Origin of the sequence: Micromonospora orduensis, from assembly GCF_006228125.1 — a bacterium.
GTDB lineage: Bacteria > Actinomycetota > Actinomycetes > Mycobacteriales > Micromonosporaceae > Micromonospora > Micromonospora orduensis.
Genome location: NZ_VDFY01000201.1, coordinates 1 through 10,697 on the forward strand (window position 1 = coordinate 1; position 10,697 = coordinate 10,697).

At 73.8% G+C, this 10,697-nt stretch carries 12 protein-coding genes; 3 read left to right on the top strand and 9 right to left on the bottom strand.

The window, feature by feature from the left end:
• The first annotated feature begins 30 nt into the window (after positions 1-30).
• Positions 31-1,329, top strand: coding sequence for a hypothetical protein (locus tag FHG89_RS23105; RefSeq protein WP_139586508.1), 1,299 nt, complete (start codon positions 31-33; stop codon positions 1,327-1,329).
• Between the two features lie 34 nt (positions 1,330-1,363).
• A complete protein-coding gene (locus FHG89_RS23110) occupies positions 1,364-2,230 on the top strand; it encodes a 3-methyladenine DNA glycosylase (protein ID WP_139586509.1) in 867 nt (288 codons plus the stop codon).
• Between the two features lie 15 nt (positions 2,231-2,245).
• Here FHG89_RS23110 and FHG89_RS23115 read toward each other — a convergent pair whose 3' ends face one another.
• From FHG89_RS23115 to FHG89_RS23155, 9 genes are all read right to left on the bottom strand, one after another.
• Positions 2,246-2,842 carry a TetR/AcrR family transcriptional regulator gene (locus tag FHG89_RS23115; RefSeq protein ID WP_139586510.1) on the bottom strand — a complete coding sequence of 199 codons (597 nt, stop codon included), beginning with the start codon at positions 2,840-2,842 and terminating at the stop codon, positions 2,246-2,248.
• A 73-nt stretch (positions 2,843-2,915) separates the two neighbouring features.
• Entirely contained in the window at positions 2,916-3,914 is a 999-nt protein-coding gene (locus FHG89_RS23120) for an aldo/keto reductase (protein WP_139586511.1), read from the bottom strand.
• A gap of 111 nt (positions 3,915-4,025) precedes the next feature.
• The gene (gene arfB, locus FHG89_RS23125; protein ID WP_139586512.1) at positions 4,026-4,451 is read right to left on the bottom strand and encodes an alternative ribosome rescue aminoacyl-tRNA hydrolase ArfB; all 426 of its coding nucleotides are present in this window, start codon (positions 4,449-4,451) and stop codon (positions 4,026-4,028) included.
• A gap of 34 nt (positions 4,452-4,485) precedes the next feature.
• Entirely contained in the window at positions 4,486-4,782 is a 297-nt protein-coding gene (locus tag FHG89_RS23130) for a hypothetical protein (RefSeq protein ID WP_139586513.1), read from the bottom strand.
• Positions 4,783-4,881: 99 nt separating this feature from the next.
• Positions 4,882-5,742 (bottom strand): S1C family serine protease, encoded by an 861-nt coding sequence (locus FHG89_RS23135; protein WP_139586514.1) that lies wholly within the window; start codon positions 5,740-5,742, stop codon positions 4,882-4,884.
• Between the two features lie 38 nt (positions 5,743-5,780).
• Positions 5,781-6,740 (bottom strand): VWA domain-containing protein, encoded by a 960-nt coding sequence (locus tag FHG89_RS23140; RefSeq protein ID WP_139586515.1) that lies wholly within the window; start codon positions 6,738-6,740, stop codon positions 5,781-5,783.
• The gene (locus FHG89_RS23145; protein ID WP_139586516.1) at positions 6,737-7,747 is read right to left on the bottom strand and encodes a DUF58 domain-containing protein; all 1,011 of its coding nucleotides are present in this window, start codon (positions 7,745-7,747) and stop codon (positions 6,737-6,739) included. Before FHG89_RS23145 ends, FHG89_RS23140 begins: the two co-directional genes overlap by 4 nt.
• Positions 7,744-8,793, bottom strand: a complete 1,050-nt coding sequence (locus FHG89_RS23150) for an AAA family ATPase (protein WP_139586517.1) — start codon at positions 8,791-8,793, stop codon at positions 7,744-7,746. The genes FHG89_RS23145 and FHG89_RS23150 overlap by 4 nt, the downstream gene beginning before the upstream one ends.
• 197 nt (positions 8,794-8,990) lie before the next feature.
• The gene (locus FHG89_RS23155) at positions 8,991-9,494 is read right to left on the bottom strand and encodes a hypothetical protein (protein WP_139586518.1); all 504 of its coding nucleotides are present in this window, start codon (positions 9,492-9,494) and stop codon (positions 8,991-8,993) included.
• A 304-nt stretch (positions 9,495-9,798) separates the two neighbouring features.
• On the opposite strand from FHG89_RS23155, the gene FHG89_RS23160 reads away from it, so the two are divergent.
• Positions 9,799-10,697, top strand: an 899-nt coding sequence (locus FHG89_RS23160) for an endonuclease/exonuclease/phosphatase family protein (RefSeq protein ID WP_425280208.1), incomplete at its 3' end; no start/stop codon positions are given.

Sequence of the window (10,697 nt, forward strand, 5' to 3'; positions counted from 1 at the left end):
CGCCGGCGGCCGGCCGGTACGCCACCGCCCGTGGGGGTCGCACCCCGCGCGGCGGCGACCACCGGGCCGGCGGCGGTGGCACCACTGCCCGGCGCCCCGTCACCGGTGGCCGTGGCCGCACGGGCGAGCGCGGAGCCCACCCCGCCCTCGGCGCCGCCGGCGGTGGCGCCGCCGTCGCCGACACCGGCGGCGAGGCTTCCACAGCCGGTCACCGTGGCGGTGGCCCCGGAGAGCAGTCCGGCGCCGCGCTACCGCATCCAGGTGCGCAACGTGGGCAACTCGCCCATCGAGACCACCGTCCGCCAGGAGCTGCCGCCCGGCGCGTCGGCCACCGCGATCACCGGGGGCGGTCGATCCACCGGCGTGGGGGGTTCCACCAAAGAGGTGACCTGGCGGTTGCGGCTGCCCGCGCACAGCACCGCGACCCTGGGCACCGCGCTGGCCGCCACCGCGCCCGGTCAGGCGCTCACCGCACCGGCGTGCGCGTTCACCAGCGACGGCAGCCGCCCGTACGACTGCGCCACCGCCACCTGGCAGGGCGCGGCGGCGCCGGCCGAGGTCACCGAGGCCCCGGTCTGGCGGCGGTACCCGGTGCTGCTCGCCGGGCTGGCCGTCCTGCTGCTGCTCGCCGCGGGCGGGGTCTGGCTGTGGCGTCGGCGGCGCGGGCGGCGCAGGGTGACGGCCGCCGCGCTGGCCAGCGGCGCGGGACCCGACGGTGGACGCGGAACGATCTACCCGCGCCCGGCCGCCCCGAGCGCGCCGAGGCGGCGGCGTACCCCTCCGGTCTGGTTGCTTGTCGTAACGGCCGTGGCGGTGCTGGCCGGTGTGGTCGGCACGGCGGGCTGGACGGCGACCCGGCGGGTGGCGGCGATCGACACCCAGAAGCAGCCGACCAGCGGCGCGTGGCGGGGCACGGGTGTCTCCGGGCCGATTGGTGTGCCGCTGCGGGAGTCGGCGTTCGAGTTCACCGTGTACCGGATGACCTGCGGAGCGTCCGGCACCGCCCGGTCGACCGACGGCGGCGGCGCGGCTCCGGCCTCCGGGCGGCGCTGCCAGGCCACGGTGGGGGTACGCAACATCACCGGCGACCAGCAGCCCTGGCACGGCCAGCTGCAACGGGCGTACCTGCCGGGCGGGCGCTGGGTCAGCACCGACGAGTCGGCCACCCGGTCGGCGAACCTGGGTCGGGACGTCTTCGCCGATCCGATGGCCGCCGGCAGCAGGGTCGTGCTGCCGCTGGTCTTCACCGTCGACGGGCGGGAGCCGCCCCGGCAGCTGGAGCTGCGCAGCGGGGTGTTCTCCGCCGGCGTCCGGGTGGACATGCACTGAACGGCGGGCGGGCGGCGGTCGTACCCTGGGGTCCGTGACCGCCGCCCTCGCCCCCGCCGTGCTCGACGTGGCGGCCTGGCAGGCCCGCCGCCAGGCCCACGAGCAGCGGGTCGACGTGTGGCTCACCCCGCACCTGGCCCGTCGCCGGCGGGGTGAGCGGCATCCGGTGGCCGACTTCCTGTTCACCTACTACTCGCACCGCCCGGCCCAGCTGCGTCGCTGGCACCCGGGCGCGGGGGTCGAGCTGCGGGGCGCCGACCCGGCCGAGTTCGGTCGGGACTACCGCGCCACCGCCGCCGGGCTCACCCTCGACACCGACGGGGTACGCGAGCGGCGCGGCGAGTCGATCGCCTGGATCCGCTCGCTGCTGGCGGCCACCGCCGGGCGGGCGCCGCACTTCGGCTGCTTCGGGATGCACGAGTGGGCGATGGTCTACCGGCAGACCCACGAGGAGCTGCGGCACAACGCGTGGCCGTTGCGGCTGACCCCGGAGCGGACGGCCGCGGTCGTCGAGGAGCGGGGCGTGCGGTGCAGCCACTTCGACGCGTACCGCTTCTTCACCCCGCCGGCCCGGCCGTTGAACGTCCTCACCCCGACCCGGGAGACGCAGCACGCGCACGAGCAGCCGGGCTGCCTGCACGCCAACATGGATCTGTACAAGTGGGCGTACAAGATGTCGCCGCTGGTGCCGTCCGAGCTGGTCGCGGACTGCTTCGAGCTGGCCCGGGACATCCGCACGCTGGACATGCGGGCCAGCCCGTACGACCTGGCGGCGCTGGGTTGTCCGCCGGTGCGGGTGGAGACCCCGGAGGGTCGCGCGGAGTACGCGGTCGCGCAGCGCGGGTTCGCCGAGCGGGCCGCGGTGCTGCGCGACCGGCTGCTCGCCGCCGTACCGGCCTGACCGGCAGGGCGTCGCTCAGCCGGTCGGGCGGGTACGCAGCCCGTTGAGGAGCAGCGCGACCACGGCCTCCAGGTCGTCGTCGAGGCCCGGTTCGTTCCACTCGGCCCGGTGCGACGGGTGATGGAAACGGGCGGTGGCCTGGAGCAACGCCCGCCCGGCCACGGCAGCGTCGGGCACGCTGAAGTCGCCGGCCGCCACCCCGTCCGTGACGATGATGGCGAGCTGACCGGCGAGCACCTCCAGGTGGTTCGCGACGGCGCCCTCGGAGAGGGTGGCGAGCTGGTGGAAGTTGTCGAACAGCTCGGGGTCCTCCCGGGCCATCCGGCGTTTGGTGCCGCTCAGCTCGGCCAGCCACCGGCGCAGCCGCTGCGGGGCCGGCTCGGGGCTGGTGGCCACCTCGATCAGCGGGGTGGAGACCCGGGCCAGCCAGCGTCCGGCGACCGCCTCGCGCAGCGCTGCCTTACTGGCGAAGTGCCGGTAGACACTGCCGTGGCTGACGCCCAGCGCGCGGGCGACGTCCAGGACGGTGGCCTTGGCCGGCCCGTACCGGCGCAGCACCTCCTCGGCGGTGTCGAGGATGCGGTCGGCGGTCAGGGCGGTGGCGTCGCTCATCGGTCCAGCCTCCCTGACCGCGTGGCCGGCCGTGGCGCGGCCCCCGTCCGGCGGTCGCGCCACGGCCGGGCGGTCATGCGCGCTCGCTGTCCAGGAACGCCATCTGCGCCTCGTCGTACCGGCTGCCGGCCGCCGCGCCGGCGGGGATGGCGGCTTCGATGGCGGCCAGGTCCGCGTCGGTCAGGGTGACCGTCGCGGCGCCCAGCGCCTCGGTGAGCCGCTCCCGGCGGCGGGCGCCGATCAGCGGCACGATGGTCGCGCCCCGGGCGAGCACCCAGGCGATGGCGATCTGCGCCACGGTGACGCCGCGCGCCTCGGCGATGACGCGCAGCGCGTCCACCAGGGCGAGGTTGCGGTCCAGGTTGGCGCCGGCGAACCGGGGCAGCTGGCTGCGGAAGTCGGTGCCGGTGGTCTGCCGGCCGGCCGTCCAGTGGCCGCTGATCAGCCCACGGGACAGCACTCCGTAGGCGGTGATCCCGACGCCCAGCTCGCGGGCGGTCGGCAGGATCTCGGCCTCCGGGCCCCGGGAGATCAGCGAGTACTCGATCTGGAGGTCGCTGATCGGGTGCACGGCGTGTGCCCGGCGCAGCGTCTCCGCGCTCACCTCGGACAGGCCGATGTGCCGGACGTGGCCGGCCTCGACCAGCTCGGCCAGGGTGCCCACCACCTCCTCGACGGGGACGTCCGGGGCGAGCCGGGCGGGACGGTAGATGTCGACGTGGTCGGTGCCGAGCCGGCGCAGCGTGTAGGCCAGGAAGTTCTTGATCGCGACTGGTCGGAGGTCGCTGCCGTTCCAGCCGCCGTCGACGTCGCGCAGAGCGCCGAACTTCACGCTGATCACGGCGTTGTCCCGGTTGCGGCCGCGCAACGCGTCGCGCAGCAGCATCTCGTTGTGGCCCATGCCGTAGAAGTCGCCGGTGTCCAGCAGGGTGATGCCGGCGTCCAGGGCGGCGTGGATGGTGGCGATGCTCTCGGCCTCCTCGGCGGCGCCGTAGAGGTCGGACATGCCCATCAGGCCGAGCCCGAGGGCGGAGACGGTGGGGCCGGTCGTGCCGAGGGTGCGGGTGTCCATGGGTCTTTCCTCTCACCTGAGTGACCCGCTCAGCGTACATCCTCCGGATGACAGATTTCAGATTCTGTCACCGATGAGACGCCGGTCACTCCATGGAGAGCACGATTCGAGCTACTCGCCGTCGACGCGGCGGTCGCGTTTGCGCTGGGACTGGCGCTTCTTCTCGGCCAGCCGGCGCTCCTTGGCGCCCCGGGACGGACGGGTCGCGCGGCGGGGCGGCGGCGGGGGCGCAGCGGCCTCCCGCAGCAGCGCCACCATTCGGTCGCGGGCCGCCTCCCGGTTGGCGAGCTGCGCCCGGTGCTCGCTGGCCGCGATCGTCAACACGCCGTCGACCAGCCGGTTGGCCAGGCGGGCCAGCACCCGGGACCGGAGCCAGTCGGGCAGGGACGGGGAGTTGGCCACGTCGTAGCTGAGCTCCACCCGGGAGTCGGCGGTGTTCACACCCTGCCCACCCGGCCCGGACGAACGGGAGAAACGCTCCCGCAGCTCCCCGGCGGGGACGACCCACCTGTCGGTCACCCGCAGCCCATCGTCCACGTCCCGAGGCTAACCCGCGACGACCCGCCGGAGGTCAGCGGTGCGCGGGTTCACTCTGCGTCGTCGACGGGCTGGGCGCCGGGCCGGCGGTCTCGTCGTCGGAGCCGACCGCGGCGTACGCCACGGCGCCGAAGAGCAGCAGCCCGATCACCGCCGCCTTCACGGCGACGCCACGGATCAGCAACCAGGCGCCACGGCGTGCCGTAGGCACCGTTTTCTTCACCGTCTGGTAATCGGCCCACCCGCGTCGCGCCCGGGCGTACGCCGACCCCACCGCACAACCGATCACCAGGCCCACCAGCAGGAGGACCGCAAGAAGGGGACTCTCCACCTCCGCCAGTATCCATACCGAGCGTGATATTTCCATGGTCCGATACCGTCGGGCCGGATATCCGACAGTCGCGCCCGTCCCACCGGGCGTCCGGGCAGCTCAGCCGCCCTTACCGATGATCGTGTCAGCGGTCTGCTGCACCTGCTCGATCGGAATGGCGAACCCGATGCCGATCGAGCCGTTGCCGTCGATGGTCGCGATCGCGGTGTTCACCCCGACCACCTCCCCACGGGCGTTCACCAACGGGCCACCCGAGTTGCCGGGGTTGATGGACGCGTCGGTCTGCACGGCGCTGTGCCGGTTGTTGCCCAGCCGCACCTCGCGGTCCAACGCGCTGACGATGCCGGCCGTGACCGTCCCGGACAGGCCGAGCGGCGAACCCACCGCGAGCACCGGCTCGCCGACGCGGGTGGCGCCCGGCTTGGCCAGCGGCAACGGGGTGAGCCCGGCCGACGGCGGCACCTTCAGCACCGCCAGGTCGCTGCGCGGCTCCCGACCGACGACCTCGGCGGCGAACCGGCGACCGTCGGGCAGCTCCACCGTCACCGGCCCGCCACCCCCCTTGGCCAGGATGTGGTCGTTGGTGATCAGGTGCTGCTGGTCGTCCACGGCGAAGCCGGAGCCCGTCGCGGAGGCGCCGTTCCCACCACCGGCGAGCACCGACACCACCCCGGGCACGGTCCGCTCGGCGGCGGTGACCAGCTCCGCCGGCACCGGGGCCGCGGACGCGGCGGCCGGACCCGCACCGCCGTCCCGGCCGGCCACCACGCCGCCGGCCACCGCACCCGAGACGGTGGACAGCGCCACCACCGCCAGTACGGCGAGGAGGCGGCGCGGTCGCCGCCCGCCCGGGTCCCGACCGTTCCCCGGCGCGTCCCACCACCCGCGCCCGTCCGGGTCGAGTTCGGGCGAGATGAACCAGGGACCGCGCGGTTCGCCCAGTCCGGTCTGCACTGCCATGCGTACTCCTCACGGTCGACGTCGGTTGTGCGCGGCGGTCAGGGCAGGCGCGAGAACCAGCGCATCGAGCCGGCGGCGGCTCCCATGGCGAACACCAGCCCGAGGCCGATGAACCGCGCCGAGACGTCCTGCCGCTCGGTGCGGTAGCCGACCGAGCTGCCGATGTCGTCGTAGACGGCGCTCAGCTCGTCGCTGGTGCTGGCCTCATGGAACATCCCGCCGGTCTCGTCGGCGACCGCCCGCAGGGTCTGCCCGTCGACCGGCACCTGGATGGGCCGTCCGCCCCGGTCCACGAACCCGGACGGGGTGCCGAAGGAGATCGCGTGCACCGGCACCTTCGCCGCCACCGCGTCCGCGGCCGCCTCCATCGGGTCCATCCCGGACGTGTTGGCCCCGTCCGAGAGCAGGATGATCCGGGCCGGGGGTGGTTCCTTCGCCGCCTGGCTGTCCAGCCCCTTGACCGCGCCGAGCGAGGTGTTGATGGCCTCGCCGATCGCGGTGCCCTGCACTCCGGTGACCCCCTCGGCGAGCCGGTCGATCCCCTCGTCCAGGGCTCCCCGGTCGGTGCCCGGCGGCACCAGGACCGCGGCGCTGCCGGCGAACGCGACGAGGCCCACGTTGAACTCGTCGGGCAGCCCCTCGACGAAGCGGCGGGCCGCCTGCTTGGCCGCCGCCAGCCGGTCCGGATCCACGTCGGTGGCGAGCATGGACGTGGACACGTCCACGGCCACCATCACGGTGGCCCGTTCCCGGGGCACCCGGACCTCGGCGCTGGGCCGCGCGAAGCCGACCACGAGCAGCGCCAGCATGGCCAGGAACAGGCCGGCCGGCACGTGCCGGCGCCAGGCCGGTCGTTGCGGCGCGACCCGGTCCAGCAGCCGCAGGTTGGTGAAGCGGACCGCGTACCGGCTGCGCCGCCGCTGCATGACCAGGTACGCGACGACCAGGGCGAGAACTCCGAGCAGCAGCCAGAGCCGCAGCGGCGACTGCCAGATCACGCGGCACCTCCCCGGGCGGCCCCGGCCGGCGCCGCGGCCAGCCGACGTTGGGCGTGCACGTGCCGGACGATGTCCGCGCTCCAGTCCCGGTCGGTCCGCAGCGCCAGATGGTTGGCCCCGCTGCGGCGCAGCGCCTGGCGCACCTGGTCGCGCTGGGCCTCGGCCGCCGCCGCGTACCGCTCGCGCAGCCCACGGTCCGACGTGCACACCTCGCGGTGGCGGCCGGTCTCCGGGTCGACGAGGGTGATGATGCCGACGTCGGGCAGCTCCAACTCGCGCGGGTCGGTCACCTCGATCGCCAGCACCTGGTGCCGGGCCGTGAGCCGGCGCAGGGTCCGTTCCCAGGGCGGCTGCTCGGCGGGATCGTCGGGCAGCCCGTCGAGGAAGTCGGAGACCACCACGACCAGCCCTCGTCGGTTGGCGACCCGGTTCAGCGCGTCGAGCCCGTCCGCCAGCTCCAGCGGCGCTGACGGCCCCCGTACCGACCCGTCGGTGGGCGCGGTGGCACGCGGGGCCGCGAGCAGCGCGCGCAGCAGACCGAGCAGATGGGTACGCCCGCTGCGGGCCGGGAAACGGCGCACCCCGTCGGTGCCCAGCACCTGCGCGCCGAGGCGGTTGCCGACACCGGCGGTCAGGAAACCGATCGCCGCGACCGCCGCCACGGCCAGCTCACGCTTGTCCAGCTCGGCGGTGCCGAACTCCATGCTGGCGCTGGCGTCGACAAGCAGCCAGGTGGTCAGTTCCCGATCGGCGTCGACCTGCCGTACGTGCGGCACCGTGGTCCGGGCGGTCACCGCCCAGTCCATCCGGCGGACCTCGTCCTCGCCCGGCCGGTACTCCCGGCTGCCGGCGGGTTCACTGCCCGGGCCGGGCAGCAGGCCACGGTACTGGCCGTGCAGTAGGCCGTTCAACCGGCGGGTGACTGTCAGTTCCAGGCGGCGCAGCCGCTGGTCCGGCGCCAGCCCCACCAACCCGGGGTCGGCCGACGCGACAGCCGCGCGTCTCATGCCGCCGCCAGATCGGGGGCCTGCTGCGGGTGGCCGTGGGCGAGCCGGGGCGGTGGGACGGCCTCGACCAGTCGCCGGACCAGACTCTCGGCCGACACACCGTCGGCCACCGCGTCGAAGGAGAGCACCAGCCGGTGGGCGAGCACGTCCACGGCCAGCTCACGGATGTCCTCGGGCAGCACGTACTCCCGTCCCCGCAGCAGCGCCTGCGCCCGGGCGGCCGCGACCAGGCCGAGGGTGGCCCGGGGGCTGGCGCCGTACGCCAGCATCGGCGCGATCTCCGCCAGGCCGAAGCGCCCCGGGTCACGGGTGGCGAGGATGAGCCGGACCACGTACTCGGCCAGGGCGTGGTGGACGAAGACCCGTTCCGCCTGGACCTGGAGGTCACGCAGCCGTTGCGCGTCGAGCACCCGGCGCGGGGTCGGCCGGTCGGTGCTCATCCGGTAGAGGATCGCCAGCTCGTCGGCGTCGCTGGGATAGTCGACGACCACCTTCATCAGGAACCTGTCGCGCTGTGCCTCGGGGAGTTGGTAGACCCCCTCGGACTCGATCGGGTTCTGGGTGGCCAGCACCAGGAACGGCGCCGGGACCGGCCAGCTGCGCCCGCCGATGGAGACCTGTCGCTCCGCCATGGCCTCCAGCAGCGCCGACTGGACCTTGGCGGGGGCGCGGTTGATCTCGTCGGCGAGCACCAGGTTGGCCATGATCGGGCCCAGCTCGATGTCGAAGGTCTCCTTGGAGGCCCGGTAGATCCGGGTACCGACGATGTCGGAGGGGACCAGGTCCGGGGTGAACTGGATCCGGGAGAAGGTGCCACCGACCACTGTGGCGAGGGTCTGCGCGGCAAGCGTCTTGGCCACGCCGGGAACCCCCTCCAGGAGGCAGTGCCCGTTGGCGACCAGTGCGGTGAGCAGTCGTTCGACGAGCCGATCCTGCCCGACGATCACGCGTTTGACCTCGAAGAGGGTCTGTTCCAGCTCGACGCCGGTCGGCTCTGGATCGACCGGGCTGGGCATGCTGGCCAGGGTGTCCGAGATGTCCGTCACGGTGCTTGCTTCCCGTGGCGGGGGGCCGGCAAACGTCGGATTGTGAGCGCCGGACGGGCCCGTTGCGGCCCGGACGGGGATGAGCCGCCCGGACGGGGTACGAGCAACAGGCGATATGCCCACGCGCCCGAGGTCCACGATCATCGAAGGCGATCCGGCCCCCGCGTGCGGGACGCGGGGGCCGGACATCGGTTCGGTCAGGCGGTGTGGACGACCAGGTGGAACCCGAGGTCGGTCGGCGTGCCGGCCGAGTTGCGGGTCTGCACGAAGACCGCGTTCGGCGTACTGAGCCGGGGCGCGACCGAGATCTCGCCGGCCGGCGGGATGCAGCACGCGTCGGCGCGGCCGATGGTGGCCACGAAGATGCTGGTCGAGACGGTGAAACCGAACTGGACCTCGTACTGGCCGACGCCGTACTTGATCACGGTGCCGGTGCCCCGCGCCTTGGTGCCGTTGGAGTTGACGACGACTGTGGTGGCGGTGGCGACGAGGGCCGAGTTGGCCTTCAGCGCGGCCTTCGCCATACGTGCCGACTCCGCCGTCACCGGCGGCTGGGCGTTCGTGCCGCGCGCCGCCGGCTGGACGGCCTCCTGCGGCGCCTTGGCCGACGCCCCAGCGGCGGCGATCCCACCCCCGGCCAGGGTCAGCGCCAGAACGGCGAACGTGACCGCCGCCGCCTTACGTCGGAAGAATGTGCTCATAACAGGTCCCCCTTTTGTGACCGTGCGAATTCGGCCGACCCGCGGGGCGGGACGGATGATTGCCTGAAAATAGGGTCACGACCATTACGGGAGCGGATTCTTTGACAATCTGTATCCCGCCTGAGCTGGAGTTACTACTCAGAGTTGCGTCGTTTAGGCCAGATGGAACGTAGCACCACAAAAAGCTGACCGTCAATAGTTGATCTCACTTTGACGCACTGTCGGTCAGCCGTCAGGCAATTGTGAAATGCGAGCGCACAAACATTCACGAAATGCGTCGGCCGGTCCCGCTACGCTGATCGCCATGATCATGGACACCCCTGCGGCGCTGATCCGACGCCACTCCCGGCGGGTCGGCACCGTGTTCAGCTGGTTGGTGGTCGGGCCGGTGGCCGCCTGGGCCACGGTCCGGCTCGCCGGCCTCGACCGGGGGCCGTTTGTGCAGGCTCTCGCCTTCACCCCGTACGCCGCGGGATGGAGCCTGCTGGCCCTCGCCGCCGCCCTCGCCCTGCGGCGCTGGTGGCCGGCGGCCGTCGCGGCACTGGCCACCGTGACGCTGCTCGGCCTGGTCGTACCCCGGGCACTGCCCGCCCCGCAACCGGCGGCGGCCGGGCCCACCCTGCGGCTGCTCACCGCGAACCTGCTCGCCGGCGCCGCCGACGCCCGGACCCTCGTCGACCTGGTCCGCACCCAGCAGGTCGACGTGCTCACCGTGCAGGAGTTCACCCCTGACGCGCAGGCCGCCCTGGACCGGCTCGGCCTCGACCGCCTGCTGCCCTACCGGCACCTCAATCCCCAGGTGGGCACCCCCGGCTCGGGGCTCTACGCCCGCTGGCCGATCAGCGACGCCGGCATCCGCACCAACCGGCGCGGCTGGGGCTTCACCCAGGCGTACGGCACGCTGACCATCCCCGGCGCTCCCCCGGTGCGCGTCGAGTCGGCCCACCCCTCCGCGCCGTACGCGTTGGACCAGGTCGGCGCCTGGCGAGCCGACCTGACCACCCAGCCACCGGCCACCGGCGACGGTGAGCTGCGGATCCTCGCCGGGGACTTCAACGCCACCCTCGACCACAGCCCACTGCGTGCCCTGCTGCGCACCGGCTACGTGGACGCCGCCGACGCCACCGGCGCGGGGCTCACCGGCACCTGGGGCCCGTACGACGGCGACCTCATCCCCCCGGTCACCATCGACCACGTCCTGGT

Coding starts and splice junctions, on each gene's coding strand:
- FHG89_RS23120 (WP_139586511.1), bottom strand. CDS start 3,914: ATGGACACCCGCACCCTCGGCACGACCGGCCCCACCGTCTCCGCCCTC.
- FHG89_RS23155 (WP_139586518.1), bottom strand. CDS start 9,494: ATGAGCACATTCTTCCGACGTAAGGCGGCGGCGGTCACGTTCGCCGTT.
- FHG89_RS23135 (WP_139586514.1), bottom strand. CDS start 5,742: ATGGCAGTGCAGACCGGACTGGGCGAACCGCGCGGTCCCTGGTTCATC.
- FHG89_RS23145 (WP_139586516.1), bottom strand. CDS start 7,747: ATGAGACGCGCGGCTGTCGCGTCGGCCGACCCCGGGTTGGTGGGGCTG.
- FHG89_RS23115 (WP_139586510.1), bottom strand. CDS start 2,842: ATGAGCGACGCCACCGCCCTGACCGCCGACCGCATCCTCGACACCGCC.